This is a genomic window from Embleya sp. NPDC005971, assembly GCF_040629175.1.
GTDB lineage: Bacteria > Actinomycetota > Actinomycetes > Streptomycetales > Streptomycetaceae > Embleya.
This window is the reverse complement of record NZ_JBEXUX010000006.1, coordinates 1-18559: the sequence shown is the minus strand read 5'-3', so window position 1 is coordinate 18559 and position 18559 is coordinate 1. Positions and strand designations below refer to the sequence as shown.

The following is an 18559-nucleotide window of genomic DNA, read 5'->3' as shown; positions in this document are numbered from 1 at the left end:
CCTTACTTCGCGGCAGCGAGCTCGGCGGCCCGCTCGGCCGCGCCATCCATGGTGTCCACCTGCTGGACCAGCGGGTGGTTCGCGTCGGTGAGGATCTGCCGACCCAGCTCCGCGTTGTTGCCGTCCAGACGCACGACGAGCGGCTTGGTGACCGCCTCGCCCTTCTGCTTCAGCAGTTCGAGCGCCTGCACGATGCCGTTCGCGACCGCGTCGCACGCGGTGATGCCGCCGAAGACGTTGACGAACACCGACTTGACGTCGGCGTCGCCCAGGATGATCTCCAGGCCGTTCGCCATCACCTCGGCGGACGCGCCGCCGCCGATGTCGAGGAAGTTGGCCGGCTTCACGCCGCCGTGGTTCTCGCCGGCGTACGCGACCACGTCGAGCGTGGACATGACCAGACCCGCGCCGTTGCCGATGATGCCGACCGAACCGTCGAGCTTGACGTAGTTGAGGCCCTTGGCCTTGGCCGCCGCCTCCAGCGGGTCGGCCGCGTCCTTGTCCTCGAGCTCCGCGTGGTCGGGGTGCCGGAAGTCGGCGTTCTCGTCCAGCGAGACCTTGCCGTCCAGCGCGATGATCTTGCCCTCTTCGGACTTGATCAGCGGGTTGACCTCGACGAGCGTGGCGTCCTCTTCGACGAAGACGGTCCACAGCGTCTTGAGGGTCGCGACGATCTGGTCGTGCAGCTCGGCCGGGAACTTCGCCGCCTCGACGATCTCGCGGGCCTTGGCCTCGGTCACGCCCTCGATCGCGTCGACCGGGATCTTGGCGAGCGCGTCGGGGTTCTCCTCGGCGACGACCTCGATCTCGACGCCGCCCTCGACCGACGCCATCGCCAGGAAGGTGCGGTTGGTGCGGTCGAGCAGGAACGAGACGTAGTACTCGTCCACCGGCTTGGCCAGACCGGCCAGCATGACCTTCTTGACGATGTGGCCCTTGATGTCGAGGCCGAGAATCTGCTCGGTCTTCTCGACGACCTCGTCGGTGCTGAAGGCCAGCTTCACGCCGCCGGCCTTGCCGCGGCCACCGACCTTCACCTGGGCCTTGACGACGGCCTTGCCGCCCATGCGCTCGGCGGCGGCCCGTGCCTCCTCCGGCGTGAAGACGACTTCACCGGGCAGAACCGGCACACCGTGCTTAGCGAAGAGATCCCTCGCCTGGTACTCGAACAGGTCCACGCGGGTCCGTCCTTGTGATCGCGATCGGATATGCGGAAGATGCGCAGCCGCGTCCGTCGTCGCACAGGTCCGGCAGGCTCGCCCCCAGTTCTGGTGGACGGCGTCCGCACGCGTAGCTGATCCGCCTTGCAGGCTATCGGGCAGGAGTGCCGACCCCGAATCAGGGTCTCGCTCCCGCCCCGGGTCGTTCCCCGGACACGCCGTCACCGCGCGCCGAGATCCGCCCGTTTACGCCTGTTCCACCGTGACACAGGGAACACACCCGCACAGACCGTGATGCCTCGATGTGGCCGATCCCACGCCAGCAGCCGCGCTCGACAATCACACTTATCCGGATTCCCGGCGCACGAACGAACGGACGGTCACGATGGTCACGCAACCCGGTCCCGACGAAGGAAGGAGGCTCCGCCGACCACGGTCACGGGCGCTTTCGGCGACCCGACGAAGTTCATCGCCTCGCTACCGGCTCCCCGGGGAATCCGCGTGGAGTTCATCGAGGGGATCTACCGCATGGCACCGCCCGCCGACGAGCAGCACAATTTCTGGGCGATCGACATCCTGGTCATGTTGCGCAACGCAGGCGTCCCACACGCGGTGGCGGGAGTCGGTTACTGTCCCGAAGCGGTCGGCGACGCCCATGTGACCGGCGCGTTCGTCCCGGATTTCGCGGTGCAACATCGCCTTGCCGACGCTTCGGACATCGAGTTCCGCAGGAACCACGACGGCTGGTACCCCTCGACCATGCTTCGTCTCGTCGGCGAGATCACTTCGCCAGGTGACGCCGATGTCGACCGGGGGGAAAGTATCGGACGTACGCCCGAGCAGGGATCCCCGTCTACCTGCTGATCGACCGTCAAAAGGGGGTGGCAATCGCCTACTCCGAGCCGGTCGACAACGGCGAGGACCCCCGATACAACATCGCCCACCAGGTCGGCCTGGGAACAAAGCTCGAACTTCCCGACGACCTCCCCGCGATCGACACGGCCGCGTTCACCTGATCCGTCACGACTCCGGTACCGGTAGTGGCAGGCCCTGGACCGCCGCCGCCATCACCTCCGGGAACAGGTCGGGGGTGCAGGCGAAGGCCGGGCTGCCGAGGGCGGCGAGGGCGGCCGCGTTGGTGTGGTCGTAGGCCGGAGCGCCCTCGTCGGAGAGGGCGAGCAGGGTGACGAAGGTGGTGCCGGCCGCCTGCATGGCCGCCGCGCGGCGGAGCATCTCGTCCCGGACGCCCCCCTCGTACAGGTCGCTGATCAGCACGACGACCGTCTCCGCGGGTCGGGTGATCAGCGATTGGCAGTAGGCCAGGGCGCGGTTGATGTCGGTGCCGCCGCCGAGTTGGGTGCCGAACAGCACGTCCACCGGATCGCTCAGTCGTTCGGTGAGGTCGACCACGCTCGTGTCGAAGACGACCAGCGAGGTCCGGAGCGAGCGCATCGAGCCCAGCACCGCGCCGAAGACCGACGCGTAGACCACCGACGCCGCCATCGAGCCGGACTGGTCGATGCACAGGATCACGTCCTTTTGCACCCCGTGCCGCTGCCGGCCGTAGCCGACCAGGCGCTCCGGCACGATCGTGCGGTGCTCGGCCTGATAGTGCTTGAGGTTGGCCTTGATCGTGGCGTTCCAGTCGATGTCGTGGTGGCGCGGGCGGTTGATCCGGGTGGCCCGGTCCAGCGCGCCCTGGACCAGGCTCGTGGTGCGTTGCGCGACCCGGCGCTCCAGGTCGTCGACCACCGTGCGGACCACCGCGCGGGCCGCCTCCTTGGTGGCCTCGGGCATCAGCTTGTTGAGCGCGAGCAGGGTGCCGACCAGGTGCACGTCCGGCTCGACGGCGGCCAGCATCTCCGGCTCCAGGAGCAGCCGGGTCAGGTCGAGCCGCTCGATCGCGTCCTGCTGGAGGATCTGTACGACGCCCGCCGGGAAGTGCTCGCGGATGTCACCGAGCCAGCGGGCCACCGAGGGCGCGGAGGCACCCAGGCCGGCCGCGCGCGGGCCGCTGCCGCGCCTGCTGCCGCGCGGGGCCGGCGTCTCCGGGCGGTACAGCGCGGCCAGGGCCTGGTCGATCCGCAGGTCTTCGCCGGTGGGGCCGTAGCCGGTGCCGTCCGCGTCGCCGCCCAGCACCAGTCGCCAGCGGCGCAGACGTTCCTCGGTCGTGCTCTCGCTCATCCGATGGCCACCTTCGGGTGTCGCAGGCCGAGGATGTCGGCCAGCAGCGGCAGCGTGGCGTCCGCCCGCCCGCCGTCGAACAAATCCGCGGTCGCGGCCGCGGCGGCCGGCTGTGCGGGGGTGCGCACCCGCTCGCCGAGCATCCGCCGCTCGGCCGCCGCGAAGGTGGAAAAGGTGCGTCGCAGCAGCGGCAGGATCTCGGTGAAAAGGTCGGCGGGGGTGTCGGTGAGCCACTCGTCGACCAGCGCCATCAGCCGTTCGTCGTGCACGAGCAGCATGCCGCCGCCGGCCAGGAATCCCTCGATCCAGGCGGCCGATTCGCGATGCGAAACGCCTCGGGTCAGCGCCCGGGCCAGCTTCGGGGCGGCCTCCCGCGGGTCGAGCCGGCCCAGGTCGAGCAGCAGCCGGGTGGCCCGGCCGGTGAGCAGGCCGGGCAGGTTTTCCCGGTCGGCGAGCCGGTCCAGGGCCGTGTACCAGTCCTGCTGTTGCTCGTCGCCGAGCAGTTGCACGGCGGCGTGCACGGCGTCCAGGTGTCGGCGCATCGCCTTGGCGCCGTCGTCGTCCAGGCCCGCGCAGGCGGGCAGCAGTCCGACGCAGATCCGGACCACCAGGCCGGCCACCACGGTGCCCAGCGCGGAGGTGTCGGTGCCGCGCACGTCGCCGTAGCGCAGCGCGCGCACCAGCCCCGGCAGCGCCTCGGCGAGTTTGCCCACGTCGGTGTCCAGTGCGGCGCGCCGGTCCAGGACGCGCATGATCAGCGGCAGCGCGTCGGGCAGGTCGGCACGCAGGCAGCGCTCGGCCACGTCGGTGACATCGGCCAGCGATTCGGCCCGGATCGCCAGATCGGCCGTGCGCGCCGCGGCGGCGGCGAGCACGGTGGTCCCCCACACGCCCGCCTCGGCGACCCGGATGGCCAGCTCGGGCTGCCAGTCCAGGCGCCAGGTCTCGCGAAAGGTGCCCTTGCTCTCCCGGGCCCGGGCCGGCACACCCCACGGGACGTCCAGCAGGGCGAGTCGGTTGAGCAGCCGGCTGCGGTCGGCGTGCGACTCCTTGCGCAGGTCGAGTTCGAGTTCGCGGGGCGCGGGCTCGGGCTTCAGGCGCAGTCGGCGCTGCTCGCGGGACAGGTCGCGCTGGAGCGGTACGGCGGGCACCGTGTCGGGCACCTCGCCGATCACGTCGCCCACCACGAGGGCGTCGTGCACCAGTGCGAGCGGGCCGGTCACCCCGTCGCACATCACCGCGCGGACCGCCTCGATCGTCTCGTCCAGGCCCGCCAGCGGGCGCCCGCGCAGCGCGGCCAGCGCACTCGCGTGCCGGGTCGCCTCGATCACGTGGGCGGAGGACACCGGATGACCCGCGTCACGCAGCAGCGCGGCGATCCGGACGAACCAGCGGGGCAACAACTCGTGTTCGTCGGTGTTCGTGTACAGGTGTCGGTACCACCCGGGCGAGGCGACGCCCGCGCCGTAGCCGGAGCTCTGCGCGAGTCGGCGGTGCGTCCAGGGCACCCAGGTGGTCTCCACCTTGACCCTGGCCCGGTGCGGCGCCAGCAGCGCGCGGTCGGCGGCGGCCGAGGGGAGCCGGGCGAGCGCGGGCAGGTGCCAGGCACCGCACACCACGGCGATCCGCCGGTGGCCGGCGCGGCGCGCGGACCGGATGCCCTGGCGCATGTGTGCCTCACGCAGCCGCTCGACGTCGGGTTCGGCCGCCGGGTCGGGCGCGGGCTCGTCCTCGCGCAGCGCGGCCATCGCCTCGGCGAGCGCGGCGAACGGGGTCAGCGCGTCGCCGCCGGTGGGCAGCCGGTGCTCGATCACGTCCTCCCACCAGCGCTCCGGGTCGTCCTGGCCGGCCAGCCCGGCGAGTTCCGCGATCGGGTCGACGCGCGACGGCGCGGGCGCGGCCTCCTCGTCCCGGGGCGGGTCGGTCTCGGCGCGCTCCCTGCGGGCCCGGTCGAGCGTGAAGGACACCGCGACCGGCAGGTCGACGAAGCGGATCGGCACGCCGTGTGCGCCCGCGTACCGGATCGCCACCCACTCGGGGCTGAAGTCGGCGTACGGCCAAAAGCCCGCCTGCGCGGGATCGTCGGCCGCGTGCGCGAGCAGCGCGACGGGGGGTCGCATGTCGGGATCGGCGGCGAAGGACAGCAGCACGTCCGCCTCGGGCGGGCCCTCGACCAACACGATGTCCGGCGCGACCTGCGCGAGCGCGGCGGCCACCGCCCGGGCCGACCCCGGGCCGTGGTGCCGCACGCCGAGCAGGATCGGCGGGTCGACCGCGGGGGGCGCCATCAGGCCCGGTCCGCGTCGCGGCAGGCCCGGTAGAAGTCCTGCCAGTCGGCGCGCGGACGCACCGCGGTCTCCAGGTATTCGCGCCAGACCAGGGTGTCCGCCGCCGGGTCCTTGACCACCGCGCCCAGGATGCCCGCGGCCACGTCCGCCGAGCGCAGCACGCCGTCGCCGAAGTGTGCGGCCAGCGCCAGGCCGCCGGTGACCACGGAAATCGCCTCGGCGGTGGACAACGTCCCGGACGGGGTCTTCAGCTTGGTCCGCCCGTCCTCGGTCAGACCGGCCCGCAGTTCGCGGAACACCGTCACCACGCGCCGCAGTTCGGCCTCGGCGGCGGCCACCGGCGGCAGGTCGAGCGAGGAGCCGAGCTGGGCCACTCGGCGGCTGACGATGTCCACCTCGGCGTCCGCGGTCGCCGGCAGCGGGAGCACCACGGTGTTGAACCGGCGGCGCAACGCGGAGGACAGATCGTTGACCCCGCGGTCGCGGTCGTTGGCGGTGGCGATCAGGTTGAACCCGCGCACGGCCTGGACCTCGTCGTTCAACTCCGGTACCGGCAGCGTCTTTTCGGACAGGATGGTGATCAACGAGTCCTGCACGTCGGCCGGGATCCGGGTCAGTTCCTCGACCCGGGCCACCAGGCCGCGGCTCATCGCGCGCATCACCGGACCGGCCACCATGGCCGCGCGGCTGGGGCCGTGCGCGAGCAGTTGCGCGTAGTTCCACCCGTAGCGAATGGCTTCCTCGGGAGTGCCGGCGGTGCCCTGGACCAGCAGCGTGGAGTCACCGCACACGGCGGCGGCCAGATGCTCGGACACCCACGTCTTGGCCGTGCCCGGCACGCCGAGGAGCAGCAGCGCGCGGTCGGTGGCCAACGTGGTGACGGCGACCTCGATGATCCGCCGGGGGCCGATGTACTTGGGCGAGATCACCGTGCCGTCGGCCAGCGTGCCGCCCAGCAGGTAGGTGGCCACCGCCCAGGGCGAAAGCTTCCAGTGCGGCGGTCGGGGACGCTCGTCGGCGGCGGCGAGCGCGGCCAGTTCGTCGGCGAAGGCGTCCTCGGCATGCGCCCGGAGCACACTCTGCTCAACCGGTTCAGCGGACACAGTCACGGCGCTCCCCCAAGGCTCGAACAAACCCGAACAGAACCCATCCTGCCGCCCGGGTCCGACACGTTCGGGGGTGCCGATCTCACAGGTGATCGAGCAGGAACCCGGTATCGACGGTCGCGTCGAACGGCTCGGGCAGGCGCACCGGGGCGCCGGCCCGTACTCGCCCGGTGAACGTGTAACGCCCGTCGACCGGCTCGAAGTGCACGATCACCTCGTGCTTTTCCCGGTCCACGATCAGCATCACCGGCACCTCGGCTCGGGCGTACTCGCCGGGCTTCTCCCGCAGGTCGACGCGGCGCGTGCTGTTCGAGGTCATCTCGACGAACATCCGGACGCCGGACGCGGACGTCGCGTGCCCGTCCCGGAATTCGGCCTTCTTTCGGGGATCGAGGACGACGAGGTCGGGCGTGCGTTGGTGCCGACGCCCACCACGAAAGCAACGCCCTCCAACACCGGGATCTCGGCCGGCAGCGAGGGTTCGAGCAGATGGCGCAGGCCGGTGAGGATCCGGGCATGCTTCCAGTCCGGCGACGCCCGCATGACCAGGCCGGCCGGAGAAGCCTCCCACCACACGCTCTCGGGGAACTCGCCGCAGTCGCGCAACATCCGCAGGGCGGTCAGGCGCAGGCTCGCCAGTGGATCGTCCCGATCCGCGTGGTCGGCCATCCGCCCATTCTCGCGCGCCGAGGTCCGCCGGGCGGGGGACATCCGGTGGTCCACCCGGACGGATGATTGGACCACCCGATCGACCGCCCGGCCGTCCGGCCCGAGGGCACCCGGGTTCAGCCGCCCAGGAGCTCCGCGCGCATCGTCGCCCGGTAGTGCAGGGTGTCGGCGAGGGCGCGGAAGGCTTTGGGCCATTCGCCCTCGCCCTGCGCCAGGTGCTCCACGCGGTCGACCACGGCCGGGTGCAGACCGCGGCCGGCCACGTCCCGGGCGCCGCTGAAGCTCCACGGGTAGCCGCCGCCCTCGGCCGCCGCCGCGAGCGCGTCCAGGACCGCGTCGCCCAGCGCCGTCGGCCACGGTACCGGGCAGTTGGTCAGCAGTTGCAGTGCCTCGGACAGCCCGTGCGCGGCGATGTGCCGGGCCACGTGCTCGGCGCACTCGGCCGCCGGCAGCACGGTCAGCAGCCGGGTGGGCGCGCCCCGCCCGGCCAGCGCCCGGGCCCAGTCGACATCGCGCTGGAGCACCGCCGCACGGGCCCAGCCCTCCCGGACGTCCTCGGCGAATCGGCGCGGCAGCACCCGCGCCACGATCTCCTCGGGGCCGGCCCCGAACACCTCCCGCCACACCGCGAGCGGCGTCGCCGCGACGATCTCGCCCAGCCACCACGAGTGGTCCTCGCGCCCGGTCGGCGACGTCTCCGCGATGCCGTCCCGCCGCATCGCCGGATCGCACCCGCTCGGCGGCACCACCAGCACCCGTCCCGCGGCGCCGGGCCGCAGGCAGGCCAGGGCCCGCTCGCGCATCCGGGCCGCGAAGGCCGAGCCGGGCAGTTCGGTCAACAGCCGCGCGGCGGCCACCCGGACCACCTTGGCCCGATCGTCCAGCGCCTCCTCCAGGAACGGCTCGTCGCCCGCCGCCAACCCGGTGCGCAGCGCCGCCACCCACACCGCCCGATCCTCCGCGGGCTCGGCACTCCAGACCCGGGCCAGCAGCCCCCGCGCCGCGTCCGGATCGCCGGTGCGCAACGCCTCGAACGCGGCCAGCCGTTCGCCGAAGCGCCCGTGCCGCCACAACTCGACCGGATCCTCCGGGCCCGGCACCGCGACCCGGGTCAGCCACGCCCACTCCGGGTTGAGCCCGGCCAGCCAACGGCCGCGCGGGCCGGCCAGGTCGGCCACGATCTCGCGCAGATCGGTCCGTGAGCGCGCCGCCGTCAACAACGCGGGCAACTCCGACTCGGGCGCCCGCAGTCCGGCCGCGTGGGCCAGCGCGAGCCATTCGGGCAGGAAGTCCATCCCGTCGCCCTCAAGCAGGATCCGCAACCGCACCCGGGCCCGTTCCGGCACCGACGGCCGGGAGTCCACCTCGCCGCACGGCGCCGGCGGCGCACCCGCCGGGGCCCGCCGGCCCGCCCGCCGGTGCACCATCACGATCGCGGCCAGGTCGAGCAAGCGCACCGCCTCGTCCGCCCGGTCCACCCGCGCGGCCAGCGCCCCCAGCGCGTCCCGCGCGGGCACCTCCGCGGCCGGCCGCCGGCCGGTACCCACCAACGCCGCCGAGACCAGGTCGTCCCATACCGGATCCGCCACCCGCATCCGAACTCCCTTTCCGCACGGGCCGATCGATGGTGTCGACCGGCGCCGGTGATGGTTTTCGGGCCCTTCCGGGCCGACGGCCGATCCCGCCCCACGCCGAGGCGGGGCGAGCGGCCCGGGCTCCGGCTAGAGCTGCACGGCCTGTCCCTCGTGCCACGCGGTCACCGGGACGAATCCGCGCGCGCCGTACTCGCCGAACACGGTCAGCCCGGCGCCCCCGGACATCGCGGACAACCGCCACAACGCCTGCTCACCGGTCCGCGCCCGATCCACCGGCAGCCAGAACCCGTCCGCGCCGGCGATCCGCCATCCCATCGGTTCCGGCACCGCGACCACGCCGGCCAGCACCACCGGCCAGGCTTCCAACCACGGTTCGCTGCGCAGCGCCTCGGCGTAGCCCAGGGTGGCCTCCTCCGGGCCGACCCCCACCGGCTCCTCGCCCGGCATCGGCGCGCCGGTGCGCTCGCCGAGCGCGGCCCGCAGCGGCACCGCGTCGTCGTGGAAGGCCGCGTCCGCCTCGATCGATCGGCCCACCGGCAGGGCCAGTTGTGGCGCGCGCCCCTGCGGCCCGAAGGCCAGCACGAGCGCCGGCCGGCCGGACCGCGCGCCGCGCAGCCAGATCCGCCGCTCGGTCAGATTGCCGTCCGTACTGTCCCGGCTGCCCAGCACCAGCCACCGGTCGTGCACCACGGTGCCCGCGTCGCGTGCCCTGCGCAGCACGTCCTCCGCGTCCACGGTCCAGCCGATCCGGGCCCGCAACCCGGCCACCAGGGACGGGTCCAGATCGTCGGCGTGTTCGTGGGCGCGCAGGAGCAGCCACAACTCGGCGTAGTCCTCCAGCAGCCGGCCGGGCCAACCCTCGGCCCCGGACGCGGGTATCGCCCCGGCCGCCCGCAGCCGGGCCGCCAAGCCCGGCGCCTTGGCGTCGACCATGCGCTCGGCGATGCCGTCCCACATGGCGTATCCCTCGCGCTCGGTGCCCGCCAGGCCCTGCTGGACCCGGTCGGCCAGCCAGCGGCGCAACCGCTCGGCGCCCTCGGCCACCTGGGCCTCGCGCCGCTCGGCCCGCCGCCGGGCCGCGATCGGGTCGGCCGGCGCGGACAAGGCCGACGCGGCCTTGTCGGCCCGCTCGCGGCGCCCGGTCAGCCAAGCGTCGGCCCAGTCGGGGGCGGTCCCGCCGACCGGCACGGCCACCGGGTCGGCGGCCCACAGGAGCAGCAGACCCAGCGCGTGCTTACAGGGGAACTTGCGGCTGGGACACGAGCATTGCGACGCGGGGCCGGTGAGGTCGACCACGGTGCGGTACGGCGTCGCGCCGCCACCCGCGCACACCCCCCACACCGCGGTCCCGCCGGCGAGCTCCGCGCTGCCCGCGGCCGACCACGGTCGGGGCACCGCCAACCTGCTCCCGGCCTTGCGTGAGGCGGCGTCGGGCGCGAGTGCCAGCACCTGTTCCGCGGTCCACCGTTCCAGCATGACGGTCACGGTACGGGCCGACACCGACACGTGTGTACGAGCCGGCCGAGCCCGCCCGCCGGTTGTCCGAAACCGGGCGAAGTGCCCGCTCAGGCAGGGGTGGTCGCCACGTGCGCGTGCACCCAGTCGACGATGTCCGTGGTCGGCGCGCCCGGGGTGAAGACCGCCGCGACGCCGATCCGCTTCAGCTCCGGGACGTCCTCCTCCGGAATGATGCCGCCGCCGAACACCAGGATGTCCTCGGCCTCGCGCTCCTTGAGCAGTTCGATGACCTTCGCGAACAGCGTCATGTGCGCGCCGGAGAGCACCGACAGACCGATCGCGTCGGCGTCCTCCTGGATGGCCGTCTCGACGATCTGGATCGGCGTCTGGTGCAGGCCGGTGTAGACCACCTCGAAGCCCGCGTCGCGCAGTGCGCGCGCGACCACCTTGACGCCCCGGTCGTGCCCGTCGAGTCCGGGCTTGGCCACCACGATCCGGATCGGTCCGGAAACACCCATCACTGCCTCCATGTACCTAGCGAAGCCCTCGCCGGGAGCGTAACCCGCGCTCGGGACGGCTCGCCGAAGGTGGTCCCCGCCCGGCCCGGGCGCCTGCGCCGCGCCCGCCGCGGGCCGCCCGGGCCCGTCACCCGCTCGGCGGCCCGACCTGCGGTTCTTCTCGCGAGGATTGTCCTGTGAACGTCAAGAGCACTACAGTCCGATTCCGACCAGCCCCCGAGACGAAGGCGACGTAGGTGACGGACGTTCGCTATCCGAGCGAGGATCAGCAGGGTCGCTACGTGCCGGACGCCGAGGGTGCGTACTCCCCTTACGGCTCGTCCGGTTCGATCCAGGGCGGCTACGACCAGGGGTACGGCCAAGTCGCCGGCTACGACGCGAACGCATACGCGAGCGGTTCCGGCTACCAGGCGGTCGACTCCTCGGGCGGGTGGGGCGTGCCGACGCCGTCCTACGACGGCTACGACGCGAGCGGGACCTACGCCGTTGTCGACCACGGCACCTCGAACCACACCGCCGTCGGCTACGACGCGCCGGGCCACGGCTCCTCGGGTTACGACGCCTCCGGGTATCAACCCGCCTACGACTCCTCGGGATACACCGCCGTTCCGGCCTACGACGCGTACGGCTACGGGTCGCCGACCGGATACGACAGCGGGGCGCACACCGCGGTCACGGGCGGCTACGACGCGACCGGCACGTACGGCTACCCGGCCGTCGGCTACGCGGACGGGGCCGACAGCGGTGTGTACGACGCCTACGGCGCGCAGGCCGGGAACCGGGCCGGCACCGACACCGCGGTGCAGACCGCGCCGTACGTCGACCCGTCCTGGGACAGCGGCTCGAACACCGGTATGTGGTACGCCGCTTCGGACACCGCCGCATGGGAATCCGACACCTGGTTCGCCCCCGCCCCGGCGCGCGACGACGCGAACATGTGGTCCGGCGGCAATCGCTCCACGACGAACCTGTTCGACGACGGCGCGACCCGCGCGCCGGTCGAGCCCGCATTCGATCCCGGTGACCACGACGACAGCGTGCCGGCCCCCACCGACAACGAGGCCGCGCCGGCCGAGGTGCGGGTCGAGCCGGCCGAACGTGTCGGGCAGAAGGGCCGGCCCGCCAAGGCGCCCAAGCCCAAGGAAGCCGCCGACAAGGTCCGGGTCAAGCGCAAACGCGGGTTCCCGCTCACCGCCGGCGCACCGCTCGCGGTGATGGGCGCGGCCGCGATGGCCGTCGCCGCGGTCGGCGGCCTGCACACGGCGGGCGCCGAGACCAAGGACGCGGATCCGGTGGCGGGCGGCGAGGACCTGCCGCTGATGTCGTCGATGGACAAGCAGTTGCTGGACCTCCAGGTCGGCGCCGAGGACTTCGCCGAGCGGGCCAGTCGCGCGCAGAGCCGGATCTCGCTCCAGGAGCGCCAGGAAGAGGCTCAGCGGGCCCAGGAAGCCGAGCGCAAGCGCAAGGAGTCCCTCAGGCCCAAGTACGTGCTCCCGGTCACCCAGCGCGGCCTCAGCGCCTATTTCGGCTCGTCCGGCTCCCGCTGGTCGCACACCCACACCGGCATCGACTTCCCGGTCGATCTGAGCACCTCGGTCTACGCGGTCATGGACGGCGTGGTTCGCACCGAGGTGAACAGCGCCTACGGCAACATGGTGATCCTGACCGCCAAGGACGGCACCGAGTTCTGGTACTGCCACCTGACCCGGGCCAAGGTGCGCTCCGGACCGGTCAAGGCGGGCGACGTGATCGCCTACAGCGGCGACACCGGCAACAGCACCGGCCCGCACCTGCACTTCGAGGTCCGCCCCGACGGCGGCGCACCGATCAACCCGCTCCCCTGGCTGCGCTCGAAGGGCCTGGAGCCGACCTGACGGTGGGCACGGTCGGCGCGGCCGATCCGGCGGACGGATCGAGCCGGCCTCGGCTCGGCGGCCCCCGTCCCGGGACTCGGCGATCTACCGTGGACGCATGACCACATCCGAGCCGCAGTTCAGCGCCGAGTCGGGCCGGGGCGGCGAGTTCGTCCGACAGGCCAATCGCTTCACCGGACGACCCGAGGCGGAGGCCGGCCGCTACCAGCTCGTGGTGTCGCTCGCGTGTCCCTGGGCGCATCGGGCGGTGATCGTCCGGCGGTTGCTCGGGTTGGAGGACGCACTCGGGCTGTCGATCGTGGACCCGATCCGGGACGAGACCGGGTGGCGGTTCACCAATCACCCGGACGGGCGCGACCCGGTCACCGGCCTGGCCTTCCTGGCCGACGCCTACCGGGCCAGTGATCCCACCTACGCGGGCCGGGTCACCGTCCCCGCGATCATCGACCTGACCACCGGCCACGTCGTCACCAACGACTACCCGCAGATCACCCTCGACCTGTCCACCCGCTGGACCGCGCTGCACCGCGCCGGCGCGCCGGAGTTGTATCCACAAGCGCTGCGCGCCGAGATCGACGCGGTCGCCGCGGACGTGTTCCGGGACGTGAACAACGGCGTGTACCGCTGCGGGTTCGCCACCACGCAGGGAGCCTACGAGGCCGCGTTCGACGCGCTGTTCGCCCGGCTGGACGCGCTGGAGAAGCGGCTGACCGGGCAGCGCTACCTGGTCGGCGACACGATCACCGAGGCGGACATCCGGCTGTTCACCACGCTGGTCCGGTTCGACGCGGTCTACCACGGTCACTTCAAGACCAACCTGCGCAAGTTGACCGAGTATCCGGTCCTGTGGGCCTACGCCCGCGACCTGTTCCAGACCGAGGGGTTCGGCGACACCGTCGACTTCGACCACATCAAGCGGCACTACTACGTCACCCACGACCGGATCAATCCGACCGGCATCGTGCCCAAGGGGCCGGACCCGGCGCTGTGGCTCACCCCGCACGGGCGGGGCTGAACGGGCGGAGGGCGGGTGGGCCGTCGGCCCACCCGCCCTCCGCCCTTCCCCCGTCGGCTACTTGGTCGGGTCGACGGTCGGCGGGTCCCGATCCGGGCGCTCGTCCCCGGCCGGCGATTCGGCCGGCGCGTCGACCTCGGCGTCGACCACCGCGACCGCGTGCTGCTCGTCCTCGCCCTCGATCGACGCGCCCGGGGTGAGCCGCTCCTCGACCGCCGTACCCGGCTCGGCCTCGGCCTCCTCCGCGCGGTGGGGCGCGGTCGGCGCGAACGCCATCCGCCCCATCGGCGCCGTCGGCACGGCCTCGCGCGCGGGCAGCATCGCCCACAGCGCTCCGGCCAGCCCGGCCGTGCCCACGCCGATCGCCGCCGCCGCCAGGGCCCACTCGGGACGCACCGTCAGCGTGCCGGACGCGCGCAGCAGGTAGGCGATCGCGAGGCCGACGAAGACCGCACCCGCGATCAGCGCCATCGGGTCGAAGCGGTACCTGTTCGGCCTCATCGGGAATCGCCCTCCATCCACATCGCACTCCGGTGCCGGGTCGTTCGGGGGTCGACCGACGCGCTCATCGCGGCTCCCGCCCGTCGTCCCCGGTCAGCAACTCGACGTCGCCGACGCCGACCTTCAGGTCGAGGGTGATCGTGCCCCGTCCGGGCCCACCGCCCTGCGCACCCGAGGTCTCCACCCGCTTGGGCCGATAGCCGTCGTCCCGACCGACCGGCGTGCGCACCTGGCCGAGGTCGGCCGAACCCTCGAACACCACCGTGACGTCCTTGGGCACCCAGACCTGGATCTGTCCGGCGCCGATCCGGGCCTGGACCCGCGCGGTGCCGCCCGGCCCGAGGTCGAGCCGACGCAGGTCGATGTCCATCGCGCCCATGCCCAGGTGGTACGAGGCGGGCAGCGCGGCGACCGTGGTGGGCGTGTAGGTGCGCTCGCCCGAGGGTCCGGTCAACGGCACGCCGATCGCGGTGATCGCGGCCAACAACGCGGTGAGCCCGAGGGCGGGCAGGATCAACAACCGGGCCCGGCCGAACCAGGTGCCCACGAGCAGACCCAGGCCCACGATGCCGAGCAGGATCGCGAGCGCGACGACGAACGACACGTCCACGGCCCCGACGTGGTCGAGCACCCACAGCAGACCACCGGCCATGGTGGCCACCGACAGCGTGGCCAGGGAGACGTACGAGCGCGGACACCTGGGCCGCTGCGGCGCCGGCGGCGGCACGGGTCGACCGTCGCCCTCGGCCGGCGATTCGGCCCCCGGCACCTGCCACCACATCGGCGGCCCGGGCACCGTCGCGCCGTCCGGCCGCACGTCGACCTGGGTCGGCGCCGGCGCCATCGCCGCGACGCCGGCCGCGCCGACGGCGGCCTGCTGCTTCTTCTTCGTGTCGGACCACACCATGAACAGCACCACGGCGGTGATCATCAGCAGTGGAATGGACGGGCCGAAGCCGGAGTCCAGGTAGGTGAAGAACAAGGCGACCCCCATGACCGCGACCACGGTGGCTGCCGACGCCCCACGGTCGAACTTCCCGGAGAGCACCCGGCGCAACACCGGTTGCTCCTCACCGCGGGCCGGGATCAACAGCCAGCCCAGGCTGTACACCAGTACGCCAACCCCGCCGAAGAGCGACAGCACCGCGAACACGATGCGGAAGATCACCGGGTCGAGGCCGAAATGCTCACCGAGGCCGCCGCACACGCCCGAGACCATCCGGTCCTCGGTGCTGCGCAGGAGTTGGGGACGAATCGTCGTCGTGGGCGCCGCGGACGACCCCGCAGGGCCGCCCGGGACGTCGCCGGCCCGGTCGCCGGCCGTGGTACCGGGTTTCATGTCGTCGTTCATGAGTACATCGTGGCGCCCGCGAAGTCCGCTTCCCATCGGGCTCCGCCCTGGCGTACCCCTGGTTCCACCCTGAGAACGAATCAGGGTCGGGCCCTGATGCGTCCGGGCTCGTCCGCGTGTGACGATCGGTCGTGTGACCGCCGTATATCCACCGCCCGCCGCGCCCGTTCGGCCCGCGCAGCCGATTCCCCGGCTCCGGCGCGCCTCGTCGCACCGGCTCGCCGGCGGCGTCGCGCGCGGCCTGTCCGATCATCTGGGCGTCGACGCGCTGCTGTTGCGGATCGCCTTCGTCGCACTGGCCTTCTTCGCCGGGCTGGGGATCGCGCTCTACGCGGCGTTCTGGATCTTCGTACCCCAGGGTCGGGCGACTCCCGCCCCGCCGATCCGCGAACGCGGGCGGGAGCGGCACCAGGCGCTCGCGCTGATCATCGTGTTGATCGCGGCGACCATGCTCACCGGCGTGGGCGCGACCACGAGCGGGACCAAGGTCGGCGACTGGATCTGGCCGCTGCTGGTGGCCGGTCCCGGCGTGATCCTGTTGTGGCGCCAGGCCGACGAGTCGCAGCGCGACCGGTGGTTCTCGCTGGACGGCCGCAGCCGGGTGGCGGGCGCGCTGCGCACCTTCGTCGGCGCCGCGCTGGTGCTGGCCGGTCTGGTGTTCTTCTCGCTCGGGCGGGGCGGCATCGGCGACGCGCTGGCCGCGATGCGCGGGGCCGGCCTGCTCCTGGTCGGCCTGCTGGTCATCTTCGGCCCGTATCTGCTGCGCCAGACCCGCGAGCTGGGCGCCGAGCGCCGGGCCCGGATCCGGGCCCAGGAGCGGGCCGAGGTGGCCGCGCACGTGCACGACTCGGTGCTGCACACGCTGACCCTGATCCAGCGCCAGGTCGAGGATCCGCGCGAGGTGGCCCGGTTGGCCCGGGCCCAGGAGCGCGAGCTGCGGGCGTGGTTGTACCGCCCCGACGGCGAGGAGCCGGACCGCACCTTCGCCGCCGCGCTGCGCTCGACGGCCGCCGAGGTCGAGGACGCGCACGGCGTGTCGATCGAGGTGGTCTGCGTCGGCGACTGTCCGGTGGAGGACAAGCTGGCCGCGCTGGTGGCCGCCGCCCGCGAGGCGATGGTCAACGCGGCGAAGTACGCGGGCGGCGCGGCGATCTCGGTGTTCGGCGAGGCCGACGAGGACACGGTGACGGTCTTCGTTCGAGACCGCGGACCCGGATTCGACCCGGACACCGTGCCCGCCGACCGGCTGGGTGTGCGAGAGTCCGTGCTCGGGCGCATGCGCCGCAACGGGGGCGCCGCACACATCCGCAGCGAACCCGGCGAGGGCACCGAGGTCGAGCTGGAGATGCGCCGCGCCGAGGCCGGCCGGGCCGCTGTGGGAAGGACGAACACGTGAACGCCACCGAGAGCAGCACCGAGCACCCCGAGGGGACGGCCCGCACCCGGGTGGTCCTGGTCGACGACCACCGGATGTTCCGGACCGGCGTGCGCGCCGAGATCGGCGAGGCCGTCGAGGTGGTCGGCGAGGCCGACGACGTGGCGAGCGCGGTGGCCGTGGTCACCGAGACCCGCCCCGAGGTGGTGCTCCTGGACGTGCACCTGCCCGGCGGCGGCGGGGTCGAGGTGCTGCGCCAGTGCGCGTCGCTGATCCCGGCCGTGCGCTTCCTCGCGCTGTCGGTGTCGGACGCCGCCGACGACGTGATCGGGGTGATTCGCGGCGGGGCCCGGGGCTACGTGACCAAGTCGATCACCGGCGACGAGCTGATCCGGGCGATCGGCCGGGTCGGCGAGGGCGACGCGGTGTTCTCGCCGCGCCTGGCGGGCTTCGTGCTGGACGCCTTCGCGGCCACCGACGTACCGCCGATCGACGAGGACCTGGACCGGCTCACCCAGCGCGAGCGCGAGGTGTTGCGGCTGATCGCCCGCGGCTACGCGTACAAGGAGATCGCCCGGCGGTTGGTCATCTCGGTCAAGACGGTGGAGACCCATGTGTCCGCCGTACTGCGCAAGTTGCAGTTGTCCAACCGGCACGAACTGACCCGCTGGGCGACCGACCGTCGGCTGGTCTGAGCGAGCACCGACACCCGGTACACACGACGGCGCCCTCCCGCGAACGAATCCGCGGGAGGGCGCCGTCGTGATGGTACGGGCGACCGATGGACCTAGCCGGGTCGAATGGCCGCGAGGAACGGCATCGAGTCGAGCGGGGCCTTGGTCACGGTCTTGCCCGGTCGCGGGGCGTGCACGATCTGGCCGTTGCCGATGTACATGCCCACGTGCCGGTTGTCCGAGTAGAAGAAGACCAGGTCGCCCGGCTGCAGGGCGCTCTTGGCGATCCGCGGACCGTCGTTGATCTGGGTCCAGGTGGTGCGGGTGAGCGAGACGTTCGCGGCCTTCCACGACGCCTGGGTCAGGCCCGAGCAGTCGTACGAGCCGGGGCCCTCGGCGCCGGAGACGTACGGCTTGCCGATCTGCGCCAACGCGAAGTTGATCGCGGCCTGGGCCCGGCCGGAGGCCGGGATGTTGGTCGCCGGCGGCGTTTCCTTGTCCTTGTCCCGCGAGCTGCGGTCGTTGCTCCGCGAGGTGGAGTCGTTCGCGTGCTCGTCCGAGTCCAGGACGTCCTTCTTCTGCTGCTCGGTGAGCGTGTTCAGAAGTCGGTTCGCCTCGGCCAGCTTGGCCTGGATGTCGGTCTTGTTCTTGTTCAGCTCGGTGCGCAGCTTCTCCAGATCGGCGAGCTGCGCGGACGCCTCGGTGCGGTCCTGCTGGAGGACGCGGGCCTGCGCCGCGATCTGCTTCAGCTTGGCGGCCTGCTGGCCGTCGAGCTGGGACATCATCTGCGA

General features: G+C 72.8%; 17 protein-coding genes. 6 read left to right on the top strand and 11 right to left on the bottom strand.

All coding sequences use genetic code 11. The features are described from left to right. Positions 1–2: 2 nt before the first annotated feature. Positions 3–1178 (bottom strand): ADP-forming succinate--CoA ligase subunit beta, encoded by a 1176-nt coding sequence (gene sucC / locus ABZ374_RS07930; protein ID WP_360307845.1) that lies wholly within the window; start codon positions 1176–1178, stop codon positions 3–5. Between the two features lie 483 nt (positions 1179–1661). On the opposite strand from sucC, the gene ABZ374_RS07925 reads away from it, so the two are divergent. Together ABZ374_RS07925 and ABZ374_RS07920 are read left to right on the top strand one after the other, a co-directional pair. Next, entirely contained in the window at positions 1662–2024 is a 363-nt protein-coding gene (locus ABZ374_RS07925) for a hypothetical protein (RefSeq protein WP_360307842.1), read from the top strand. 17 nt (positions 2025–2041) lie between these two features. Further along, positions 2042–2176, top strand: a complete 135-nt coding sequence (locus ABZ374_RS07920; RefSeq protein ID WP_360307839.1) for a hypothetical protein — start codon at positions 2042–2044, stop codon at positions 2174–2176. Positions 2177–2180: 4 nt separating this feature from the next. Here ABZ374_RS07920 and ABZ374_RS07915 read toward each other — a convergent pair whose 3' ends face one another. The 7 genes from ABZ374_RS07915 to ABZ374_RS07885 all read right to left on the bottom strand — a co-directional run bounded on the left by ABZ374_RS07915 (position 2181) and on the right by ABZ374_RS07885 (position 10978). Further along, a complete protein-coding gene (locus ABZ374_RS07915; RefSeq protein ID WP_360307836.1) occupies positions 2181–3344 on the bottom strand; it encodes a VWA domain-containing protein in 1164 nt (387 codons plus the stop codon). Further along, positions 3341–5632 (bottom strand): DUF5682 family protein, encoded by a 2292-nt coding sequence (locus ABZ374_RS07910; protein ID WP_360307833.1) that lies wholly within the window; start codon positions 5630–5632, stop codon positions 3341–3343. Before ABZ374_RS07910 ends, ABZ374_RS07915 begins: the two co-directional genes overlap by 4 nt. After that, complete coding sequence (locus ABZ374_RS07905; protein ID WP_360308375.1) at positions 5632–6708, bottom strand: AAA family ATPase; 1077 nt, start codon at positions 6706–6708, stop codon at positions 5632–5634. Before ABZ374_RS07905 ends, ABZ374_RS07910 begins: the two co-directional genes overlap by 1 nt. Positions 6709–6820: 112 nt before the next feature. Beyond that, entirely contained in the window at positions 6821–7309 is a 489-nt protein-coding gene (locus tag ABZ374_RS07900; RefSeq protein ID WP_360307830.1) for a Uma2 family endonuclease, read from the bottom strand. Between the two features lie 214 nt (positions 7310–7523). Beyond that, positions 7524–9002, bottom strand: a complete 1479-nt coding sequence (locus tag ABZ374_RS07895) for a DUF5691 domain-containing protein (RefSeq protein ID WP_360307827.1) — start codon at positions 9000–9002, stop codon at positions 7524–7526. A 126-nt stretch (positions 9003–9128) separates the two neighbouring features. After that, a complete protein-coding gene (locus ABZ374_RS07890) occupies positions 9129–10478 on the bottom strand; it encodes an SWIM zinc finger family protein (RefSeq protein ID WP_360307825.1) in 1350 nt (449 codons plus the stop codon). Positions 10479–10567: 89 nt separating this feature from the next. Further along, on the bottom strand, positions 10568–10978 hold the full coding sequence (locus tag ABZ374_RS07885) for a cobalamin B12-binding domain-containing protein (protein WP_360307822.1): 411 nt from the start codon (positions 10976–10978) through the stop codon (positions 10568–10570). A 236-nt stretch (positions 10979–11214) separates the two neighbouring features. On the opposite strand from ABZ374_RS07885, the gene ABZ374_RS07880 reads away from it, so the two are divergent. Next, positions 11215–12852 carry a M23 family metallopeptidase gene (locus ABZ374_RS07880; RefSeq protein WP_360307819.1) on the top strand — a complete coding sequence of 546 codons (1638 nt, stop codon included), beginning with the start codon at positions 11215–11217 and terminating at the stop codon, positions 12850–12852. A gap of 97 nt (positions 12853–12949) precedes the next feature. Then, the gene (locus ABZ374_RS07875) at positions 12950–13867 is read left to right on the top strand and encodes a glutathione S-transferase C-terminal domain-containing protein (RefSeq protein WP_360307816.1); all 918 of its coding nucleotides are present in this window, start codon (positions 12950–12952) and stop codon (positions 13865–13867) included. Positions 13868–13924: 57 nt separating this feature from the next. Here ABZ374_RS07875 and ABZ374_RS07870 read toward each other — a convergent pair whose 3' ends face one another. Together ABZ374_RS07870 and ABZ374_RS07865 are read right to left on the bottom strand one after the other, a co-directional pair. Then, on the bottom strand, positions 13925–14368 hold the full coding sequence (locus tag ABZ374_RS07870) for a hypothetical protein (protein ID WP_360307813.1): 444 nt from the start codon (positions 14366–14368) through the stop codon (positions 13925–13927). A 64-nt stretch (positions 14369–14432) separates the two neighbouring features. After that, positions 14433–15719, bottom strand: coding sequence for a PspC domain-containing protein (locus ABZ374_RS07865; protein ID WP_360307810.1), 1287 nt, complete (start codon positions 15717–15719; stop codon positions 14433–14435). A gap of 133 nt (positions 15720–15852) precedes the next feature. Here ABZ374_RS07865 and ABZ374_RS07860 point away from each other — a divergent pair, with 133 nt between their 5' ends. Both ABZ374_RS07860 and ABZ374_RS07855 read left to right on the top strand, forming a co-directional pair. After that, on the top strand, positions 15853–17115 hold the full coding sequence (locus tag ABZ374_RS07860) for a PspC domain-containing protein (protein WP_360307807.1): 1263 nt from the start codon (positions 15853–15855) through the stop codon (positions 17113–17115). After that, positions 17112–17789 carry a response regulator transcription factor gene (locus ABZ374_RS07855; RefSeq protein WP_360307804.1) on the top strand — a complete coding sequence of 226 codons (678 nt, stop codon included), beginning with the start codon at positions 17112–17114 and terminating at the stop codon, positions 17787–17789. Before ABZ374_RS07860 ends, ABZ374_RS07855 begins: the two co-directional genes overlap by 4 nt. A gap of 92 nt (positions 17790–17881) precedes the next feature. Here the strand turns inward: ABZ374_RS07855 and ABZ374_RS07850 are convergent. Continuing rightward, a partial coding sequence (locus ABZ374_RS07850) for an NlpC/P60 family protein (protein ID WP_360307801.1) occupies positions 17882–18559 on the bottom strand: 678 nt, incomplete at its 5' end.

Excerpts from the sequence above, each read along its gene's own strand:
- ABZ374_RS07875 (WP_360307816.1), top strand. The coding sequence starts at position 12,950 with ATGACCACATCCGAGCCGCAGTTCAGCGCCGAGTCGGGCCGGGGCGGC.
- ABZ374_RS07865 (WP_360307810.1), bottom strand. The coding sequence starts at position 15,719 with ATGAACGACGACATGAAACCCGGTACCACGGCCGGCGACCGGGCCGGC.
- ABZ374_RS07910 (WP_360307833.1), bottom strand. The coding sequence starts at position 5,632 with ATGGCGCCCCCCGCGGTCGACCCGCCGATCCTGCTCGGCGTGCGGCAC.
- ABZ374_RS07870 (WP_360307813.1), bottom strand. The coding sequence starts at position 14,368 with ATGAGGCCGAACAGGTACCGCTTCGACCCGATGGCGCTGATCGCGGGT.
- ABZ374_RS07895 (WP_360307827.1), bottom strand. The coding sequence starts at position 9,002 with ATGCGGGTGGCGGATCCGGTATGGGACGACCTGGTCTCGGCGGCGTTG.
- ABZ374_RS07890 (WP_360307825.1), bottom strand. The coding sequence starts at position 10,478 with ATGCTGGAACGGTGGACCGCGGAACAGGTGCTGGCACTCGCGCCCGAC.
- ABZ374_RS07885 (WP_360307822.1), bottom strand. The coding sequence starts at position 10,978 with ATGGGTGTTTCCGGACCGATCCGGATCGTGGTGGCCAAGCCCGGACTC.
- ABZ374_RS07915 (WP_360307836.1), bottom strand. The coding sequence starts at position 3,344 with ATGAGCGAGAGCACGACCGAGGAACGTCTGCGCCGCTGGCGACTGGTG.